Genomic DNA, 20,555 nt, shown 5'->3' on the forward strand with positions numbered 1-20,555 from the left:
TGTAAAAAGCGTGCCACTGCTGAGACGACGAGGTTGAGAATGGGTTCAATCTAGCAAGAAGAATGAGCATGTTATAATGTAACAATATGTTGTGAGTGTGGTATGGCGTGTAGGCCAGAAACCTTTCAGCTACCTTTCGATATTAGCAGTCGCTCCGCTGTGGTTGTTAACCTTGTTTCATTTATGTTAAAAATACTGAGTAATCATAGATTAACAAACCCTATTGTGAGCCTTTTGGCATGGAGGAAAAATGGAAAGTCTGTTTGTTTACGGCACATTAGGACCGGGCCGACCGAATGCTCATATCCTGGAAAATATCGGTGGCAGCTGGCAGGAAGGACATGTGAGCGGTTCTCTTCAGGAGAAAGGATGGGGTGCCGAAATGGGCTATCCGGGTATCATTCTGGATAATTCAGGTAATCGTGTTGACGGATTTTTATTCACCTCTGAAAATCTGGCGAACCATTGGCAGATACTTGATGAATTTGAAGGGCATGAATATGCGCGCGTTAAAGTAGACGTGGTGACTAACGATGGTTTAACTGTCAAATCATATATTTACATGATCAAAGACTAGCTTTTGAATCCATAGCTTCCAGATCTGTGAGCGTCGATTATGCCTGATGATGAAAGTTCTGCAGTGTTGAAAACGAGCATAGCTCAAACCGGCAGCCTTCATCTTCGCTAGCGGAAACTGATAACAACCCCTTAAAATATCTAAAGAATTTTTCTATCGGCAAGCTGTGACTGAGGCATATTCTGCCTCTTCTCTCCTCACCCAACACATCATCATGAAAATCGTTCATGTTCGTTGAAATTAAATCACTTTTCCTCATTCAGCTACTCAGGCATAAAATGTGACGTATCATTGATTTTTATCAATGTGAAGAATACTAAGTGGGAAAACCAGTAAAGAACATTGGACGTTCCTGTTAAGCAAGCACCAAATCCAGTTTTTAGGCCAGAAGTTAGGAAGCAAACGAAAATGAATAATAAATTTACCTTCAAAATTAAAAGCTTACGCTTTGACGAGAACTATAACCCCTCTCAAAGCACGCGCATTACCACTAATTTTGCCAATTTGGCCCGTGGTGAAAAACGCCAGGAGAACCTGCGCAACGCCTTAGTGATGATTGATAACCGTTTCAATTCTCTGGCACATTGGGACAACCCGAAAAGCGATCGTTATGCGGTCGAGCTGGACATTATTTCCGTTGAATTGAACATTGAAAATGAAGGCAGTGGCAATGCCTTCCCAGTGATCGAAATATTAAAAACAAATATCATTGATAAAAAAACCAATGAGCGCATTGAAGGTATTGTAGGCAATAACTTCTCCTCTTACGTGCGGGATTATGATTTTAGCGTATTACTGTCACTGCACAATAAAGATAAAAACCAGTTTACTATCCCCGATAATTTTGGTGATCTACACGGCAACATATTCAAGCAGTTTGTCAACTCAGACATCTATAAAGACAACTTCAAGAAATCGCCTGTTATCTGCCTCAGTGTTTCAAGTAAAAATGTTTATCATCGCACTGGCAATGAGCATCCAGTATTGGGTATCGAGTATAAGCAAGATGAAGCTTCATTGACCGATCACTATTTCAATAAGATGGGATTAGAGGCGCGTTACTTCATGCCTGCCAATAGCGTTGCGCCTTTGGCTTTCTACTTCACGGGTGATTTGCTCAGCGATTACACGAATCTTGAACTGATTAGTACCATCAGTACGATGGAAACCTTCCAGAAAATTTACCGTCCTGAGATTTACAATGCGAATTCGGCAGCAGGAAAATGCTATCAACCTAGCTTGAATCAGCAGGACTATTCTTTAACTCGAATTGTTTACGATCGCGAAGAACGTAGCCAATTAGCCATTGAGCAGGGAAAGTTTACTGAAGAGAAATTCATTAAACCTTTCCAAACTATTCTTGAGCAATGGTCTGCTAATTCCGTTCTTTGATTAACCAAAAATAAGGTCACCTGCGATGAAAAAATTATTACCGACTTCTACTGCCGGCAGTTTACCGAAACCCTCCTGGCTTGCTCAACCGGAGGTACTTTGGTCACCATGGAAATTGCAAGATCAGGAATTAACCGACGGCAAACAAGATGCGCTGCGTTTATGCCTGGAAGATCAACAGCAGGCCGGTATTGATATTGTCAGTGATGGCGAGCAGACGCGCCAACATTTTGTCACGACCTTTATCGAACACCTCAACGGCGTTGATTTCGAAAAACGTGAAATCGTTAAAATTCGCGATCGCTATGATGCAAGCGTACCGACCGTGGTGGGCCCAGTCAGTCGCCAAAAGTCTGTGTTTGTTGAAGATGCGAAATTTTTGCGTCAGCAAACTGACCGTCCGATTAAATGGGCCTTGCCGGGGCCGATGACGATGATCGATACGCTTTATGACAACCACTATAAAAGCCGTGAAAAACTCGCCTGGGAATTCGCCAAAATTCTTAATGAAGAAGCTAAAGAGTTGGAAGCGGTGGGTGTTGATATTATCCAGTTTGATGAGCCTGCATTTAACGTCTTCTTTGACGAAGTAAATGATTGGGGCATTGCCACACTCGAAAGAGCTATTGAAGGGCTAAAATGCGAAACGGCTGTGCATATTTGCTACGGTTATGGCATTAAAGCTAATACAGATTGGAAAAAAACACTCGGCAACGAGTGGCGTCAATACGAAGAGATTTTCCCAAAACTGCAAAAGTCTAATATCGATATCATTTCACTGGAATGTCATAATTCTCACGTTCCAATGGAGCTTATGGAGCTTATTCGCGGGAAAAAGGTAATGGTAGGCGCGATTGACGTGGCAACCAATACCATTGAGACCCCCGAAGAAGTGGCCGCCACGCTTCGCAAAGCACTACAGTTTGTTGACGCCGATAAGCTTTACCCTTGCACCAACTGCGGCATGATTCCATTGCCTCGCGGCGTTGCAAAAGGTAAGTTAGATGCATTAAGTGCCGGTGCAGAAATCGTCCGTAAAGAGCTCCTGGCTAAATAACCGCAAAAAGTGAGTTATTCAAAGTAAAGCAGTCTGGGTTGTGTGTATTATTCAATCGCCAACCCAGACTTAGCATTAAAACTGACGTCTACATTCCGAATCAGATGCCTTTCCACTCTTCTCAACTTTTCGCCATAAATACGTATAAAGCACTCATAAAATAGGGATGAAAATGATCAAACTGACGGGTCGTTTAGTATGCAAGCAGATTGAGGAGGCGGATCTTGTTCGCCAGTTTCTCCCAGAACACAAAAGACTCACCCGAGAGGAAGCGGGATGTCTCTCTTTTGAAGTAACAGAGACTGCAGATCCGCTTATTTGGCAAGTTGAAGAGCTCTTCACAAATAAGAATACATTTACTATCCATCAGGAAAGAACTAAAGCATCTGCCTGGGGAAAAGAAACCCGCGCCATCGCCCGCGAGTATAAAATTTATGAAATCGAATAATTATACTCGCAACGCTGCTATAAAAAATCCCCGTATTTTTCTATAAAGTAACTATTTCCGCATGAGCTGTATAATAAAAAATATCGTTATATCCTATTTAAAAAACAAACATAGATAAAGTAATATTTACATGAAAACAAAAGAAATTCACACCATGATAAAATGGAGCCTTGCACTAATATCGTCACCTATCTGCGCTTCATTTTTATCACTATCAAGTATCTGGTTATATCTCATGAGACTAGGTAGACAGGACTTATTTCTTGAATTTGTTAATCTTAAAGATATTTTTGGAGCATTAAGTATATTCACGATACTTAGCGCAATTTCATTCGGATTTGTTTTTTATATCCAGACATTTTTAATAACATCAATCTTTGCTTTCACCAGTAACCAAGCTGTTGAAGAGAAAAATAGAAAAGGCTATATTAAGCTTAATTTCATTTCATCTTTCGCAGCTGTTTTTATATTTTATCTATATGTTTACATCAATGAAAAACTCAAGGTAAATATAAATCCCGGATGGGTTATATTGTTAAATTGCTTAATTTGCAACTTGTTATCATTCGTTGCATTAAAAAACAATGTAAAGAATGAAAATGAGTGCAATGAAAAAAAATATTGCTTTAGTAGGCTTTTTATAAAAATCACCATACCATCTCTTATAGGATTTTCTTCCTTCCTTCTTGTTTTTCCTCTTTCTTTAATATTCAAAGCCATTGAATTTCCTGAAGGAACAGATAACCTAAAAGAACTTATCATATTGATACCCCTATCATTATTAGTTACTTTTATTACAATCATTCCAGTGTGCATAGTATTTTCGGATGACATTAAAACCAGCATGTTCCGTAAAATAATCACGGCTGTAGGCGTGGCGTTTTCTTTATTAGTTACTACATCGCTGTTTATCCCTGGAATTCCATTACTCATACTCAATTCGACACTGCAAATATCAGGTGCAATCGATTATAGGCCTTATCACTTTTCTGTGCCGGTCAAAAACTATCCATCAGAAAGATTGTCTGCTCAGAATTGGGATATGAAAAAATCTGATGACTCTAATTTCCTTTTATTCAAAGGTGCAACATTTTTATCATTAGGAACAATTAAATTAATTTGCCCTGTCCAAGTCGTTGCAACATACAAAAATAGTATGAAATCTAGGTTGTTGAGCGATAAATATGATTCAGCACTTCTTGACACACTAAAAAGCCAGGCTGCTGAGTGTCTTGTGTTTAGAAAGGATGAGCTTTCACAGTGGGTTATTAATCAATCGACACTTCCAGCTGAAAAAACTCATACGCCATAACAAAAACAACATGTGCAAGTTTGAAGAGACATGACATAGCGCCATAAATTTCAAGATTATGGAGCACTTCACTACCTAATAACTATACATATACAAAAAGTCGCCATAAATGGCGACTCTCCGTAAACCTTACCCACTCCGCTCACATCACTTGTTATTCTTCGATGTGGTGCTGAACTGCTCGGTGAGATAATTGCTGGTGTTATTCAACACGCTAACCATCTTATCCAGGTTGGTGAACTGCTTTTTATAGCGCGCAATCGTGTCATCAATGCGTTTACTGGCGGTGTTGTATTGCTCGGTTAACGTGTTGAGTTTTTTGCTGATGGTATCCGTCGCGCCCTGCAGTACGCCTTTACTGCTGAGGAATGCCGTGAACGTGGTATTCAGCACCGTTGAAACGCCGGTTTTCTTGCCATCGCCCGTGAACATGTCACGCACCGCATCCGGTTTGACTTGCAGGCTACTGGTGAGTTTATTGGCATCCAGTTTCAGTTTACCGTCCGTTGGATCGGTGGTGATGCCCGCCTGCGATAAGGTCTTGTACACGTTCGAGCCAGACGTATTCGCCAAAATGCTTTTCATCTGCACCTGAATATTGCGCAGCGTGCCATCACCCAGCAGCGCACCGTTTTTGCTGTCTGGATCTTTACCTGCATCCACTGCGGTATATTTCGTCAGGCCTGCCATCGTATCCTGCAGCGAGTTATAAGCATTCACCCACTCGGTAATGGCCGTTTTGGCTTTATTGGTATCGCTGCTCACCGTCAGGGTTTGATTACCCGTGGTTTCATCATTCAACCGCAGCGTAATCCCTTCTACCGCATCAGTGATGGTATTGCTGCTGCTCTCAATCGCCACATTATTTACGGTCAGGCTGGCATTCTGCGCGGCAACGCTCTGCGTCATTCCGCTGTTTGCCGTATCAGCTGCATCGAAACCGATAAAGCCGTGCAAAGTGTCATCACCGGTGACGCTCAGCGATTTCACAGCATTCGCCGTGCCCGATGCCGTTGAGCTCAGAGACAAACGGTATTCGGTCGCCGATACCTTAATCAGGCTGGCGGTGACGCCTACGTTGGATTTGTTAATGGTGTCACGAATAGATGAGAGCGACGTCTGATCTTTGCTCAGCGTGATGCTCTTCTCTTTGCCATCGGCGGTGACAAACTTCATGGTTCTTGAGGCTGCATCGCTGCCAATCGCCGCTTTAATATCGGTTTGCGCGGCGCTGGTTAGCGTCTGCGATTGCGCCAGATGCTGCACGCTAATGGTGTATTTGCCCGGCAGCGCATTGCCGTTGGTATCAGCACTGAATGCGGTGGAGCTGGAGGTGGTCGTTGTAGCGGTGTAGAGCGCGGCATCGTTTAACTTACTGTTCGCCGTCTGGAAAGTTTGAATCGCGGTTTTCAGCGTGCCGTAAGCGGATAATTTTGCGGTCGCGGCAGATTGTTGTTTTGAAATCGGTGCCAGCGATTGTTTTTCTGCCGCAGTCAATTTGTCGAGGATGGTGCTCAAACCCAATCCTGAACCGACGCCTAAAGTTGAAATCCCAGTCATGTACGCAACTCCTGTTAATTTAACGTTACGGTACTATCGGCAGCCTTAACGCAAACTTTAAAGAAAGCTGATCAAATCCTTACAATATCCTTACGGTTGTAAAATCTATACGGTCCCCGGATAACGCCATCACTGAGAAAACATGATGTAACTCACATTTAGTTGTCGCTGTGCTTGTCGCTAAACCCAGGCCGATTATGATCTCGCGGGATTGTTACTGCGCTTAGCGCAGGCAAAACCTGACACGCCGTCCTCCCGGTGGGTCGGGTTTTTTATTTTTCAGGGCTGATGACAATGAAAATCGCGAAAATCCTCAATAACAACGTTGCGGTGGTGCTGGGCGACCACGGTAAAGAGCAGGTGGTGATGGGACGCGGTTTGGCGTTTCAGAAACGCGTAGGTGATGAGTTAGATGCGCAGCAGATTGAGAAAGTGTTCGCTTTGCAAAGCGACGCCTTAACCGGCAGGCTCAGCGAGCTGCTTTCAGACATCCCGCTTGAGGTGATCACCACCAGCGAGCTGATCATCGCTAATGCGCGTCAACAGCTTGGCCAGCCGCTGCATGAAAGTCTCTCCATCGCACTCTGCGATCACTGCCACTTTGCAATTGAGCGTCATCAACAAGGCATCGCCATTCGCAACGTGCTGAAGTGGGAAATTAAAACCCTTTATCCAAAGGAATTTTCCCTTGGCGTAGCGGCGCTGGCGCTGATTCAACAGCGGCTGGGTGTGGAATTGCCAGAGGATGAAGCCGGGTTTATTGCCCTGCATCTGGTGAATGCGCAACTCGGCAGCGACTTCACCGATGTGTCGCACGTGACGCAATTTATGCAGGAGATCCTGCATATTGTAAAATATCGACTGCAGCTTGATTACCGCACCGACAGCCTCAGCTATAACCGTTTCGTCAACCATTTGAAATTCTTCGCCCAGCGCATGCTGGGCAAGCGCGGCGTGTGTAGTGAAGATGAATCACTGCATGATGTGGTGCGCGACAAATATCCACTCGCCTATCAATGTGCGGTGAAGATCGATAAGCATATTCAGCAGAAATATCTGTATGCGCTCTCCAGCGAAGAGCGCATGTTTCTGACAATTCATATTGAACGAGTGCGTAAAGAGACGCTGGCGTTGCAGGAAGATGCCGACGAAGCTTAAGTGGCGACCCTACTATTGTGAGGCGAGGTCTTCGTAGGGTGCGCATTCATGCGCACCGGGTTTATGGCGACCACCCACTTTATTTCAGCGCTTCACCGTGGCTACGAATCACATCCTGATACCAGAAGAAGCTTTTCTTGCGCGAGCGCGCCAGGCTACCGTTGCCCGCATCATCACGATCAACATAAATAAAGCCGTAGCGTTTTGAAAACTCCGCTTTAGACGCGCTAACCAGGTCAATTGGTCCCCAGCAGGTATAACCCAGCACGTCAACACCATCTTCAATGGCTTCCCGCACCTGCACCAGATGATCGTTGAGATACTGAATGCGGTAATCATCCTCAATGCTGCCATCCGCCGCTACCACATCTTTGGCGCCCAACCCGTTTTCCACGATAAACAACGGCTTCTGATAACGGTCATACAGCATATTCAGCAAAATGCGCAGCCCTTCTGGATCGATCTGCCAACCCCATTCGGAACTCGGCAAATGCGGGTTTGGCACCATCGAGAGAATATTGCCGCGCGCTTTCTGGTTATCCTCTTCATTGGTGGTGACGCAGCCGGTCATGTAATAGCTGAAGGAGATGTAATCGACGGTATGTTGCAGGTCACGCTTGTCTGCTTCAGTGATTGTGATTGAAATACCGCGGTCGGCAAAGAAACGCTTCATATAAGCGGGATACGCGCCGCGCACCTGTACATCGCCAAAGAACAGCCACTCGCGGTTTTGCTGCAGGGTTTCCAGCACGTCCGCTGGACGGCAACTCAGCGGATAAAGCAGCGCGCCAAGCAGCATGTTGCCGATTTTGCCGTCCTTAACAATCTCATGACAAGCTTTCACCGCGCGACCACTCGCCACCAGCTGATGATGGATGGCCTGATAAATCACCTGCCGATCGCTCTCTTCAGGCAGACCCACGCCGGTAAACGGCGCGTGTAGCGACATATTGATCTCATTAAAGGTCAGCCACAGTTTCACCTTGTGCTGGAAGCGGGTGAACACCGCACGCGCATAGCGCTCAAAACAATCGATAGTAATGCGGTTCCCCCAGCCACCATACTGCTTCACCAGGCCGTACGGCATTTCATAATGTGACAACGTCACTAATGGGCTGATGTTATATTTCGCCATCTCATCAAACAGACGATCGTAATAGGCCAGGCCAGCTTCATTCGGCTCTGCTTCATCGCCCTGTGGGAAAATGCGCGTCCAGGCAATGGAAGTGCGCAATACGGTAAAGCCCATTTCCGCGAACAATTTGATATCTTCCGGGAAGCGGTGGTAGAAATCGATGGCGGTATCTTTAATGCCAAAGTCATCACCGCTGCGCTCAACGCGCGCACCAAAAATGCCTTTAGGCTGCAGATCGGAAGTTGATAAGCCTTTGCCATCTTCACGATAAGCGCCTTCAACCTGATTGGCGGCAACGGCGCCACCCCATAAAAATCCATCCGGAAAACGTTTAGTCATCTGCTTGCTCCTTCGTTATTTCAACACCGCCAGCAGCGGAGCGCCTTCGCTCACCGCCGCGCGGCTCAGGGTTAATACGTCGATAAACTCATCGCTGTTACTCACCAGCACCGGCGTCGTGAGGTCATAACCTGCGGCTTTGATAGCCTCGAGGTCGAACTCCAGCAGCACATCCCCCACTTTTACCAGCCGATCGTTTTGCACCTGCGGGCGAAAATAGCGCCCCTCAAGCTTCACGGTATCGAGACCGACGTGAATCAATACTTCCGCGCCTAGCGCTGACGTTAACCCTATCGCATGGCCGGTACGGAACATCGACGACACCACGCCATTAACCGGAGAAACCACGCGCCCCTGCTGTGGAAGAATCGCGGCGCCTTTGCCCAGCAAACCGCTGGCGAAGGTCTCATCGTTGACATGCTCCAACGGAATTACATCGCCAGCCATGGGACTCACCACGCTTTCACGTTGCGTCAGGGTTTTAGGCGTTGCAGCCGGTTCGGCAGGTGCTTCAGGAAGCGGCTCGCTCAGGCCAAACAGATAGGTCATGACGCAGGCAAACAGCAGTGCCAGCGCCGCTCCAGCAAACGCCGCCAGTACGCTGGCATCAATGCCGCTGTTTGGCACCACCTGAATGAAGGTGAACACACTTGGGAAGCCAAAGGAGTAAATAGTGGTATGCCAGTAACCGAGAATAGCCGCGCCCACTGCACCGCCAATGCAGCCAAAGATAAAGGGGCGACGGCGCGGCAGCGTCACGCCGTATACCGCCGGTTCGGTGATACCAAAAATGCTGGCGGTAAATGCCGAGCCCGCCACCGCTTTGAGTTTCGCTTCGCGGGTACGCAGGAAAATCCCCAGCGTTGCGCCCGCCTGCCCCAGCACGGCAGGCAGTAACAGCGGCAGCAGCGTATCGTGGCCAAAGTTAGCGAGATTATTCAGCATGATGGGCACTAATCCCCAGTGCAGACCGAAAATCACGCACACTTGCCAAATCGCACCCATCACCGCACCGGCAATCATTGGACTCAGGCTGTAGATGGCCAAATAACCTTCCGCCAGCATCCGGCTGAGCCAGGTCGCCGCCGGTCCTATGGCAAGAAAGGTGAGCGGCACGGTGATGATCAGGCAGCACAGCGGCGTAGTGAAGTTACGCACTGCGCTGGGCGAGCGTGGATGGATCCAGCGCTCGAGTAAACTGGAAACCCAGGCTGCGAAGATGATGGGAATCACCGATGCGCTGTAGTTAAGCACGTCGAGAGGCACGCCTAAAAACGTCAGTGATTTACCTTGCTGCTGCTGTTGCAGCACCTCGAGAATCACCGGATGTACCAGCGCGGCGGCAATCGCCATGCTGACAAACGGATTGCCGCCGAATTTTTTCCCCGCGCTGTAGCCCAGCAAAATCGGCAGGAAGTAGAACAAGCCATCGCTGGCGACAAACAGTACCTTGTAGCTGCCGCTATTGGCATCCATCACGCCGACGACTAATGCCAGCGCCAGTAAGCCTTTAATGATACCGGTAGCAATCATTACGCCGATAAACGGCGTAAAGATCCCGGAAACCAGATCGATAAAGCGGCCGAACAGGCCCAGTGCCGCAGCGTTATCGGCGAGGTCGCTTTGATTATCCAGCGCGTGGCGTGATGTCAGCGCCCGATAAACTTCCGCAACCTGATTGCCGATCACCACCTGATATTGCCCGCCACTCTCCACCACCATAATCACGCCGGGATTATTTTTTAACGCGGTGGTATGCGCGATTTGGCTATTTTTTAGTTTGAAACGCAAACGCGTGGCACAGTGCATTACGCTGATAATATTGTCTTTGCCGCCGACGCCCGCCACAATCTCATCCGCCAGTTCCTGATATTGCATCACCCTTTCTCCTGAACCATGCCCCGAATTTCGCGTAAAAAAAAACCTGAGGCGCGCCCTCTTCAGATGAAAAAGGGCGCGCCTCAGGTTTTGCCTGCCGAACAGTAACAATCCTTAACGCGGACTATCTTGCTTACAGCGCAGCCACGGTGGCAAGCGGATTCAGCAAGGGCAGCGGAGAAGTGTGAAGTACATCACCGATTAACTCAAAGATGAATCATCGAACCAGAGCGTTTGAGCGCCGTTAACGCAAGTACGGTGAGCAGCGCGCCAATCACGATCAGCAGTAAATAACTCATCAGCTGTAGCAACCAGATCCCCAATACACCGCCGCCCAGAAAGGCCAGCACGGTGTAAAAGTGCAGTTTTAAACGCTCGATATAGAGTGGTGCATCTTTCGGCGACTCTTTACGGCGCAGCACATCGAACAACATTGCCAGTTCAATGCCGATATCGGTGGCGGTGCCAGAGACGTGCGTGGTGCGAACGCGCGCGTTGGAAATGCGCGTCACCACCGCATTCTGCAAGCCCATCAGGAAGCTCAGGCTCAGCACCAACAGCACCCCAGAGCCGCTGAACCGGAACCCGATTTCAACCGTTCCCAGCAGCAGCAAAGCGAGCCCTTCAATCAGGATATTAATGGCGTAAATACCGCGAATCTGGCGTCTTCTGCCGGAATTGATAATCAACGTGGAGATGGAAGAGCCGGCGATAAACAGCAGTACGATAAGCAGAAAAAACAGGCCAACGTGCAGGTTGGCTTTTGCCAGGTGATCGGAGAGAGAAGAGACATTGCCGGTCATATTCGCTGAGAAAAAGCCGACCGTTTCAAACGCTGCGGTGTTGAGGGCACCGGCAACCGCAGCCAAGGTGCAGGCCAGGCGAATGTCGGTATTGAAAGTGCGCGTGTTTTCGGCGGTGATCAGCATGGGAGTTCCTGGCCCGGGCAAAGATGCGTATCTTCCTCCCAGCGCCAGGAATTCTCAAGTGCTGCTATGCTACGCCGTCGGCGGCTTCCTGATCCTGCTCGCTAAAACGCTCACGCATCTCTTTCTCAATCTGCTCAAGCGATTTGCCTTTGGTTTCCGGCAGCATGGTGATGACGAAGATCAGTGAACCCACATTGATCGCCGCAAAAATGAAGAACGCGCCATTGCCGGTGGCGGCCAGCAGCGGCGGAAACGCAAACGCGACGGCCGCATTACAGATCCACTGGAACGAAACGGCTGCGCCCGTCAATACTCCGCGCAATTTCATCGGGAACAGTTCCGACATCAGCAACCAGTAAACCGGCGAAATGCACATCTGCATAAAGAACAGGAACACCAGAATTGCCGCTAGTGCGAACATACTTTGCGTCATATCTTGTGGCATCAGCAACAGTACGCAGCCCAGTGCCAGCTGCATGGCGATCACCACTGTCAAACCAGTCATCAGCATGGTGCGACGACCAAATCGCCCCACCGCTTTAATACCGACGATGGTAGCAATCACCGATACCACGCCGTTGCCGATGGTGGCGGCAATCGAGGCGTTGGTGCCCATGCCGGTGGTCTTCAAAATCACCGGGGTGTAATACATGAATGCATTCACGCCGGTGAACTGGATAACAATGCCCAGTCCAGCGCCCACCAGCAGCAGCCTCAGCACCCACTTCTGCTGTAACAGCTCGCGAGCAGATGGACCCTGCCGTGACGCTTTAGCGTGCTGGCGCATCTCCGCCATCTCCTTTTTCACTTCCCGCGGTGTTTCACGCAGCTTGTGCAGGATACGGCTCGCTTCTTTGATGCGCCCTTCCGCCACCATCCAGTGCGGCGAAGCCGGGACAAAGAAGGTGCCGATAAATAGCAGCGCGCCCGGAATCATCGCCAGCGCCAGCATATAGCGCCACATATGCGAATCATTAAGCAGATAGCTCATCAAGGCGCTCACCACATAGGCCAGCAGCTGGCCGGAAACGATCATCAGCTCGTTACGGCTCACCAGCGGTGCGCGGCGTTTAGGCCCAGCAATTTCTGCAATGAATACCGGTACCGTTGATGAACCACCACCAACTGCAATCCCAAGCAAGAAACGCATTGCCACCATAACGTGCAGATTAGGTGCCAGCGCGGTGCCGATTGCGCCGGCGACAAAGATTAACGCCAGGCTGCGCAACGTGATACGACGGCCAAAGCGGTCTGAGAAATAGCCGCTGAGAAAAGCGCCGAGTGCAGCACCAAAGATCAGCGACGACGTCACTAATCCTTCGGTAAACGGCGTGAGATCGAGACCGCCCTGATCGGGTGGCAAGGTCATATACGGCAAGGCACCGGAGATGATGCCGGTGTCATAACCAAACGCCAGCGCGCCCATGGTCGCCACCAACACCACAAAGAATAAGCGTTGTTTGACAGTAAGATTGCTTAGTGCTGAATCATCTTCATTGTTTTGCTGCGATGTTTCCATTCCAGATCCCTGCATATTGAACGCGCCCGATAAGCGCAAAGGCGAAATACCCCAAAAGGCAGAAGTATAGACAGGATTTTCAAAATGTGACGAAGGTCACTGTTAAATAGATGGTAATTGCTAACAGGAAGTAAATACCTCTGATTGATAAGGTCAGCAATGGACTTGCTATAACGACGCGACTCAGCGTAAGCTATATACATAATGCATACGTTTCATATACAGGCTACATCATGGGCATCGTCAAAATCTCCGATTTAATGCATGAAAATCTGCGCATTGGCAGTACCGCACTCAGCCGTTCTATCAACGCACAGGCAGAACACTGGATGAAAATCGGCATGCTCGCCGAGATTTATCCGGCACTCAATCATCAGGAACTGACGCGCTTACTGATGCGCGTTGAACGCGACAGCGGTGCTGATTTAGCGCAGCTGCTCGAGCAACCTTCATTTACTCCGCAGGGAATCGCGCAATGAGTATCAAACTGCATACTGCTGAAGAGATCGAACTGGCGCGCGCCGCCGGGCATGCTGCCGCTAAAGTGCTGGAAATCATCACGCCTTTTGTCAAACCAGGCGTCACCACCGATGAACTGGATGCCATCTGCCACGAATACATCGTGAATGAGCTGAAAGTGGTGCCGGCAAATATCGGCTATCACGGCTACACGCGCACCACCTGTACCTCGGTAAATCACGTGGTCTGTCACGGCATTCCCGGTGAGAAAAAGCTCAAGGATGGCGATATCGTTAATATTGATGTCGGTATCATTAAGGATGGCTGGTACGGCGACACCAGCCGCATGTATTACGTGGGACAGCCTTCGGTTCGCGCTAAGCGCTTGGTGGATATCACCTATGAATCAATGGTGGCAGGCATCAAGGTAGTGAAACCGGGCGCGACGCTGGGCGATATTGGTGCAGCGATTCAGCAGGTAGCGGAAAAGGCCGGCTTTTCCGTGGTGCGTGAATATTGTGGGCACGGCGTTGGCGAGGTTTACCACGGCGATCCGCAGATTCTGCATTACGGCACGCCGGGTGCAGGACTGGCGCTGCAGGCCGGTATGATCTTCACCATCGAACCGATGATTAACGCCGGTAAAGCTGGCACCAGTGTGTTATCGGATGGCTGGACCGTGGTCACCAAAGACCGTTCGCTGTCGGCGCAGTGGGAACATACCATCGCCGTCACCGAAACCGGCTTTGATCTGCTGACGCCGTGGCCGGAAGGCACCGGTGAATACCCTGCGATCTAATTTGCATCAGGCTGACGGCGTCATCGCCTCAATCACCTGCGTAATGCGCTGAATCACTCTCTGCGCCGCACGCGATAACTGGCGTGACGGCGCAGTACAAAGCGCTAAGGTGAGTGGCCGCATCACGCTATTTTTTAGCGGCACAAAACTCAGCTGCTGCTCCTGAACTTCAGTCACCCCATCCAGCAATCATTGAGCAAAGGAGATAGCGGTGCCTTTGAAAATGAAAGATGCTGTGACCGTTAATCAGCAATATCTGAGCAGTTATCGATTGCCGCTTCACTGATATGCGAGTTGATAGTGATTAAAGGTTTTATTTGAGTTTATCGAGGGATGCAGATAACTAAAAACAGCCTGGTCAGCGACGCACCGTCACTGACCAGGCTGTGGAGCTAAATCGCACTCGATATGTCTGCTTCAGTGCGATGCATGATCGCCTCATTCGCCACATCCGGCAGCTGGGTGAGCAGCCAATCGGCCATCTGCGTCTCCTGTTGCAGGATACGCTGAAAGGTTTTGACGCCTTTACTGTCTTCCGCCTGCTGCGCAGCGGCCAACAGCGCAGTATAGGTTGCCACTTTATAATTGCAGAACACGTAGCTGCTCACCGCAATGCGCACGCCCTCTTCGTCCCGCAACATATCACTGGCCGCCTGTCCAACCGCCGACATGCGTCCTAACGCATCTTTCAGTGCCGACCAGTTCGTATCGTAACGCTTGAGAACGTCTTTGACCTGCTGGTGCTGCTGTTGCGTCTGGTGTCGATACTGCTCAATACGCGCCTTGAGCAGGGGAAAATCGTCCAGACGCAGAGCGGCTCCTTGTAACATCGCTTCAGCATGCTTTTCCATCGCATGCGCATCGCGCAGCCAATCCAGATACACAAAATCCTTAGTCATCAATTTGCTCCAGAAATGAGATGTCTGGCTAAAAAACAGCGTTGAGGAAAGATTGCTGCTCGTTAGCGACCTGATGGGTTAAACATCGGCTCATTTAGGCTAATAAACTTAAAATAAGCGAAGCGTCAATTAAGGCTGAATAAGCAGATTAATTAAACGTAGCAAGCAAGTGCCGCTGCGCAAGTATTGAGCCAAAGATTTGCGATCCCGGGTTAAATGTAACAACCCTTACCGTCTCGCTTATTATTTCCAAGAGAAAGCTTCCCTCTTTCCGTTAAAAAAACAATAATCATAGTTCATGGAACTTTCATGATGACATGAATAAAAAATTGACTGATAGTTAGGTCATCGAGCTTTACGAAATTAAGGCTTAAGATTAATCCAGACTTGAATCTGGTAAAAACGGCACTACATTTATTTTGCATGACATTGGTATTAATACAGAGAGGAGAACCAATGACGGACGCTAAGAAGCTACCCGATGAGGAAGAAAAAAAGCCGCAACGTCGTGGTGGCGCAGGTAACTTCGCAGAGAATAAGGAACGCGCAGCTGAGGCTGGGCGCAAGGGCGGCCAGGCTAGCAGCGGCAACTTCAAAAACGATCCGGAGCGTGCCATTGAAGCGGGAAGAAAAGGAGGAAAGATCAGCCGACGCAAATAACATTAGCCTAACGACAATACACGTTTAACTTCGTTTTACTTCTGTACAACACTCTCCTGACCCTGTGTTTACGCTTCGCTTAAATACAGAATCAACGACGTCAGGAGAGTTATTTTCTAAGATAAACCCCGCTAATTGTTTGTTTCTTGATCAATCCAACTCTATTTACCGCTTCGCTTATCCTGGTTTTACCCTTCGCTTATTAACGATAAAATTACATTTGCAGGCTAATAATAAATCATGGGCTGATAGATATATTCTGGCACTGCTTTTGACCATAAACGTTTGGGGTTCGCTTATATTAGATAACTAACAGGTTATTTAATTGCCTGATCTTTTCTGCCATCTAACGTTTGCTGATGTTCATCAATAAATGGCTGTTCAGCAGGGTCAATACGGTCCATGCCGCTGGTGAAACGGTGCCAATAGGGATAGTTAGGAGCGGGACGCGTTACCTGCTCTATACGCTTACGCTGCGCTTCACTCAGTTTTAACTCGAAGGCCTGTAAATTTTCGCGTAGATGCGTCTCGGTTCTATTGCCAACGATCAACGATGTAATCCCGGGCCGATTGGCTAACCATGCCAGGCAAGTCTGCGCTATCGAAGCGTTCAATTCTGCTCCCACTTCCTCTAGCACCTCGATTACGCGATACGCATGCTCCATATCATGCACATACGGCTCAGGCCATCCGCTGCCCTGGCGAGTTGAGGCCGGCGCCTTTTTATTGCGACCAACGGCACCGGTTAATAAACCTTCGCCCAGGGGGCCCCAAACCAGCGTGCCGATATCCTGGTCCCGCGCCATCGGCAATAATTCATATTCGGCTTCACGCGATTCTGGCGTGTAATAGATTTGCTGGCTGACGGGTTTCAATAGCCGCTGTGCTTCCGCATGGCCCAAGGTTTTCATCATCTGCCATGCGGTGTAGTTTGATGTGCCAAAATAGCGAATCTTGCCGCTTTTAACCAAATCTTCCAGGGCACGCAAAGTCTCATCTACCGAGGTTACGCCATCCCAATTATGAATTTGGTACAGATCGATACGATCGGTTTTTAAGCGCTTTAAACTTGCTTCACAAGCTTTGATTAAATGAAAACGACTTGCTCCACTGGCATTAGGATCCTGCCCCAGAGGGCTTCTGGCTTTGCTGGCCAGAATGATTTGGTCGCGTTTTTCTCGCAGCGCCTCACCTAAAACCTCTTCAGCGCCCCCCATTGAGTAGAGGTCGGCCGTGTCGATCATATTTACGCCATGATCTAACGCGATATCGATAAATCTGCGCGCTTCTGCAGCATTCACGTTGCCCGTTTTTTCAAAACCCGCTTTACCCGCAAATGGAACTGTGCCCAACACACATCGAGACACCAGTAGACCCGAATGGCCCAGTTTTTTATATTGCATTTACTTTCCTCCTCTACAACTTTAAAAAGGCGATCGTAATCGCAATCGTTTCACGCTTTAAAAATCATTTTGCCAAAAGCATAGAAGTCGTTTGCACGATACGCAAATCGCTGCAGGAGAATAATCATTTAACAACAAGCATTGATGATAATTAATCCATTTCTGGTGCCATTACCGCCCTATAATAGCTATGAACACGCTGGCTCACCATTTTCATCCGCGACAATCATTTGTGCCACACATTTATAATAAACTTTGGTTCTAAAAGCGTTTATTTCAGTTCCTATTTCATAATTGGTCTATCTTATACATACAATTTATTAAGTGGACATTCTATGAAATATTTTCCTCTGATGATGCTTAGCGTTCCGCTATTAGTCGCTTGCGGTGGCGCTAATACTCCACCACACACCCCGCTGCCGGGCAATCAAACCTCTGCCAAAATGCAAACGCTTGAAACAGGTGCCCAGGTGATGCAATCTCGACCGCCGGTGGAAGCCATCAGCGCCTATCTTGATGGGTTTCATTTTTACAATGGCGACAAAAATGGTCAGATGGAAGCACATCATTATGTAACAATACTTAATGACGATGTGATGCAGGCTGTTATTTATGATAGCAATACCAAAGATGCGAGGCTAATGGGTGTCGAATACATTATTAGTGAACGCCTATTTAAAACGTTGCCGCCCGAAGAAAAAAAACTCTGGCATAGCCATCAATATGAAGTTAAGTCTGGCAGTTTAATTGCGCCTGGCCTGCCTGCGGTGGCTGAGAAAGCGTTAATGAGTAAAATAGTAAATACCTACGGCAAAACCTGGCATACATGGCACACCGATAGAAACAAAACGTTGCCTCTGGGTATTCCAGCGCTAATGATGGGCTTTACCGGTGAAGGCCAGCTTGATCCGGCTCTGCTGAAAGATCGCGATCGTCGCTTTAAAACTGATACCCAAGCGATTAAATCTCAGCGGCAAGATATTGTAGCGCGTCCCGTTGCAGCCGGGGCCGATGCCTGGCAACAAGGCGATGTCGTACAACTTAAGCTGGTGGAAGGGGCCGCTGAACACGGGCACAATGACACTACCCATTTCGGCACCTCAGAGCAAAATCAACGTAAAATTGCTTCCGGGAAGCAGTGAAATTCGTCGGCATGGTCGCGGTATGAAAGTATCGCGGCTCATGCCGATTAGTGCGTTAAATTGAGCGATTACCTGAAAATAATGAGCTATCTCCAAAAGAAATTAATAATAGCCTGCACATGGCATATTATGGATTAACCCATTTACAGTTTTTGAGTTTTCCAGCCGCACTGTAATGTAATAACGCTCTTTGATTGTTATCCCTCGCTAACAGACACCAGTCCAGCAGATTGATGTGCAGCACTATTACGCCAAAATTAACTTTGCCACTGCCGTCAATATTACAGCCATGATAGTTATTACTAACAACATCACTGCCTGGCGCGGGCCCAGCATAGGTTTTTCTGGTGTTGTCCGATAATTGTTCCCACGCTAACTCGGCACATTCGCTCCCTTGTGCATGCAGTTCTACCGTTCCGCAAAGTCTGAGCTGTATTCGTGTTTCATTACAGTAGCCAAGGGCTGTGGCTTTAGGATGAGCCGAAAGCGCCAGCCATTTAGGGCTGCGCACATCAGTATGAAACTCCAGAACACACTTCATACGATCAACACGACGTAATACCAGCGTTCTCGCCTGTGGATGACCTTGTTCATCTATAGAACCGAGCGTAATGAAGTGAAATCCTGAGTCAGCGGCAGCGGCTCCCACCTCCAGTTTATTCCAGGCGTCGTTATCGATGTCTTCAAGATACAGTGGCATAACATATTCCTGCTAATACTAATAGTAGTTTCGCTTACTCAACATAAATCATTTTTCATCTCATTAAAGCAAGCGGTACCGTTGATGACGCTGTAAACTTCCACGCGATTAATTTGCGGTAATTTAGGCTGTTTCTTACGCTCATCTATTTTTTCATAATCCAGGAGGCTATGCTGCCGCCAATGCCTGCCACGCAACTCATTAAAAATGTTTTTGTAAATATCACCCGAACTGACATATAACTCATTAGTATAGAGATAAGTTAATACATAGCGAAAAACAACAGCTAAAACAAAGAAGCAGATTACACAATAAAGTCCACTTAGAAAGGCTGAGATACTGTTACTTTTTTCATTGATATCTTTAAACTGATTATTCATGGGTCCGGCACGATTCTAAATCAGAAGTGTGTATTTCCAAAGCGTTACCGTGGCTGAAGGTTAAATATATTAGCATTCTTCACGAATAAAATCATGACGTGACGGACACGTATTACTGTTGCTACGCCGGGTGTGATCCGGTTGCAACAGCGGGAAGTGGATTTGACGGTCAAGTGACATATTAAAAATCCGGCGGCTTAGCCGGGTTCTTTCTATTTAAATTAGTCCTAATGAATCAGGTAATTCCTTCACGAATTTGCTTTTATCTTCAGTATATTCTGACGATATGACTAAGAAGCCCCTGACAATATCTTTTCTATACTCCGCGCCTAATAGCTATAATTCTGCTGCCATGTGCTCCATCATTTCTACAGAAATATCCGAAGCCAGCTGTTTCTCGCTTGTAAAATCAAGGAATATAGCAAGATCAGCTATGATTTTTTTTAGTTTAATGTTGCTATTCTTTGACAACTTTTACCTCTATATTCTTGGTTACTAACTCATCAAACATTTTCTAAGCACGATTTTCTTGTGTTTGGGTTGTAACTTCCCTACGCCCCGTCATTCCATAATTTTCAAAGCGTCTAGCACTATACGGCTCAACTACAAAGCGCGGCGCTATACCGTGGGCTATAATCGTGATCACATCTGCCATCGCCATCCATCACCCTGAAAGGGCACTGGATGGCGGATTTTGGCTTTGAGACTGGCCAGAAGATCGAAGTAATCCCGGAGGCAGGGCAACTAATCATCCGGCTGGCTGAGGAATGATAACTAACCGGGTTTAAAACGTAAAATCCCGGCGCGGT

20 protein-coding genes and 1 pseudogene are annotated in these 20,555 nt (G+C 47.9%); 11 read left to right on the forward strand and 10 right to left on the reverse strand.

The genetic code is table 11. The features are described 5' to 3' along the window. Positions 1-250: 250 nt before the first annotated feature. The 5 genes from AAGR08_RS21995 (at position 251) to AAGR08_RS22015 (ending at position 4,786) form a co-directional block, all read left to right on the forward strand. Positions 251-577, forward strand: coding sequence for a gamma-glutamylcyclotransferase family protein (locus tag AAGR08_RS21995; protein ID WP_097098315.1), 327 nt, complete (start codon positions 251-253; stop codon positions 575-577). Between the two features lie 408 nt (positions 578-985). Further along, positions 986-1,969: a DUF1852 domain-containing protein gene (locus tag AAGR08_RS22000; RefSeq protein ID WP_345830172.1), complete on the forward strand. Its 984-nt coding sequence runs from the start codon at positions 986-988 to the stop codon at positions 1,967-1,969. Between the two features lie 25 nt (positions 1,970-1,994). Then, positions 1,995-3,026 (forward strand): methionine synthase, encoded by a 1,032-nt coding sequence (locus AAGR08_RS22005; RefSeq protein WP_097098313.1) that lies wholly within the window; start codon positions 1,995-1,997, stop codon positions 3,024-3,026. A 172-nt stretch (positions 3,027-3,198) separates the two neighbouring features. Continuing rightward, positions 3,199-3,474 (forward strand): antibiotic biosynthesis monooxygenase, encoded by a 276-nt coding sequence (locus tag AAGR08_RS22010; protein WP_345830173.1) that lies wholly within the window; start codon positions 3,199-3,201, stop codon positions 3,472-3,474. A 130-nt stretch (positions 3,475-3,604) separates the two neighbouring features. Next, complete coding sequence (locus AAGR08_RS22015; RefSeq protein ID WP_141400281.1) at positions 3,605-4,786, forward strand: hypothetical protein; 1,182 nt, start codon at positions 3,605-3,607, stop codon at positions 4,784-4,786. 147 nt (positions 4,787-4,933) lie between these two features. Here the strand turns inward: AAGR08_RS22015 and fliD are convergent, their stop codons facing one another. Beyond that, positions 4,934-6,346, reverse strand: coding sequence for a flagellar filament capping protein FliD (gene fliD, locus AAGR08_RS22020; protein ID WP_345830175.1), 1,413 nt, complete (start codon positions 6,344-6,346; stop codon positions 4,934-4,936). 294 nt (positions 6,347-6,640) lie between these two features. Between fliD and AAGR08_RS22025 the strand changes: the two genes are divergently transcribed. Next, on the forward strand, positions 6,641-7,504 hold the full coding sequence (locus AAGR08_RS22025) for a PRD domain-containing protein (RefSeq protein ID WP_345830177.1): 864 nt from the start codon (positions 6,641-6,643) through the stop codon (positions 7,502-7,504). Between the two features lie 79 nt (positions 7,505-7,583). Here the strand turns inward: AAGR08_RS22025 and ascB are convergent, their stop codons facing one another. The 4 genes from ascB to AAGR08_RS22045 form a co-directional block, all read right to left on the reverse strand. After that, the gene (gene ascB / locus AAGR08_RS22030) at positions 7,584-8,978 is read right to left on the reverse strand and encodes a 6-phospho-beta-glucosidase (protein ID WP_345830178.1); all 1,395 of its coding nucleotides are present in this window, start codon (positions 8,976-8,978) and stop codon (positions 7,584-7,586) included. Between the two features lie 15 nt (positions 8,979-8,993). Next, positions 8,994-10,856: a PTS beta-glucoside transporter subunit IIABC gene (gene bglF / locus AAGR08_RS22035; protein ID WP_345830180.1), complete on the reverse strand. Its 1,863-nt coding sequence runs from the start codon at positions 10,854-10,856 to the stop codon at positions 8,994-8,996. Between the two features lie 206 nt (positions 10,857-11,062). Next, positions 11,063-11,785, reverse strand: a complete 723-nt coding sequence (locus tag AAGR08_RS22040) for a YoaK family protein (RefSeq protein ID WP_097098307.1) — start codon at positions 11,783-11,785, stop codon at positions 11,063-11,065. Positions 11,786-11,849: 64 nt separating this feature from the next. Beyond that, positions 11,850-13,304, reverse strand: a complete 1,455-nt coding sequence (locus AAGR08_RS22045) for a sugar porter family MFS transporter (RefSeq protein WP_097098306.1) — start codon at positions 13,302-13,304, stop codon at positions 11,850-11,852. Between the two features lie 233 nt (positions 13,305-13,537). Here AAGR08_RS22045 and AAGR08_RS22050 point away from each other — a divergent pair, with 233 nt between their 5' ends. Continuing rightward, positions 13,538-13,783 (forward strand): ParD-like family protein, encoded by a 246-nt coding sequence (locus AAGR08_RS22050; RefSeq protein WP_097098305.1) that lies wholly within the window; start codon positions 13,538-13,540, stop codon positions 13,781-13,783. Next, complete coding sequence (gene map, locus AAGR08_RS22055; protein ID WP_345830183.1) at positions 13,780-14,562, forward strand: type I methionyl aminopeptidase; 783 nt, start codon at positions 13,780-13,782, stop codon at positions 14,560-14,562. The genes AAGR08_RS22050 and map overlap by 4 nt, the downstream gene beginning before the upstream one ends. Before the next feature lie 6 nt (positions 14,563-14,568). Here map and AAGR08_RS22060 read toward each other — a convergent pair whose 3' ends face one another. Both AAGR08_RS22060 and AAGR08_RS22065 read right to left on the reverse strand, forming a co-directional pair. Then, positions 14,569-14,739, reverse strand: coding sequence for a hypothetical protein (locus AAGR08_RS22060; protein WP_320204534.1), 171 nt, complete (start codon positions 14,737-14,739; stop codon positions 14,569-14,571). Between the two features lie 215 nt (positions 14,740-14,954). Next, positions 14,955-15,461: a DUF892 family protein gene (locus tag AAGR08_RS22065; RefSeq protein ID WP_097098303.1), complete on the reverse strand. Its 507-nt coding sequence runs from the start codon at positions 15,459-15,461 to the stop codon at positions 14,955-14,957. A gap of 456 nt (positions 15,462-15,917) precedes the next feature. Here AAGR08_RS22065 and AAGR08_RS22070 point away from each other — a divergent pair, with 456 nt between their 5' ends. Further along, a complete protein-coding gene (locus AAGR08_RS22070) occupies positions 15,918-16,121 on the forward strand; it encodes a general stress protein (RefSeq protein ID WP_064740224.1) in 204 nt (67 codons plus the stop codon). A gap of 317 nt (positions 16,122-16,438) precedes the next feature. Here AAGR08_RS22070 and AAGR08_RS22075 read toward each other — a convergent pair whose 3' ends face one another. Then, on the reverse strand, positions 16,439-17,524 hold the full coding sequence (locus tag AAGR08_RS22075; protein WP_345830186.1) for an aldo/keto reductase: 1,086 nt from the start codon (positions 17,522-17,524) through the stop codon (positions 16,439-16,441). A 335-nt stretch (positions 17,525-17,859) separates the two neighbouring features. Here AAGR08_RS22075 and AAGR08_RS22080 point away from each other — a divergent pair, with 335 nt between their 5' ends. After that, entirely contained in the window at positions 17,860-18,666 is an 807-nt protein-coding gene (locus AAGR08_RS22080) for an OBAP family protein (RefSeq protein WP_345830188.1), read from the forward strand. Positions 18,667-18,793: 127 nt separating this feature from the next. On the opposite strand, the gene AAGR08_RS22085 is transcribed toward AAGR08_RS22080, so the two are convergent. Both AAGR08_RS22085 and AAGR08_RS22090 read right to left on the reverse strand, forming a co-directional pair. Then, positions 18,794-19,366: a pyridoxamine 5'-phosphate oxidase family protein gene (locus AAGR08_RS22085; RefSeq protein ID WP_345830190.1), complete on the reverse strand. Its 573-nt coding sequence runs from the start codon at positions 19,364-19,366 to the stop codon at positions 18,794-18,796. A 38-nt stretch (positions 19,367-19,404) separates the two neighbouring features. After that, positions 19,405-19,746, reverse strand: coding sequence for a hypothetical protein (locus AAGR08_RS22090; RefSeq protein ID WP_345830192.1), 342 nt, complete (start codon positions 19,744-19,746; stop codon positions 19,405-19,407). A 592-nt stretch (positions 19,747-20,338) separates the two neighbouring features. Between AAGR08_RS22090 and AAGR08_RS22095 the strand changes: the two are divergent. Beyond that, positions 20,339-20,517 (forward strand): annotated as a pseudogene (locus AAGR08_RS22095) (SymE family type I addiction module toxin). Positions 20,518-20,555: the final 38 nt, after the last annotated feature.

It is taken from the genome of Pantoea sp. BRR-3P (assembly GCF_039621635.1).
In the GTDB taxonomy this organism is placed as follows: Bacteria; Pseudomonadota; Gammaproteobacteria; order Enterobacterales; family Enterobacteriaceae; genus Pantoea; species Pantoea floridensis.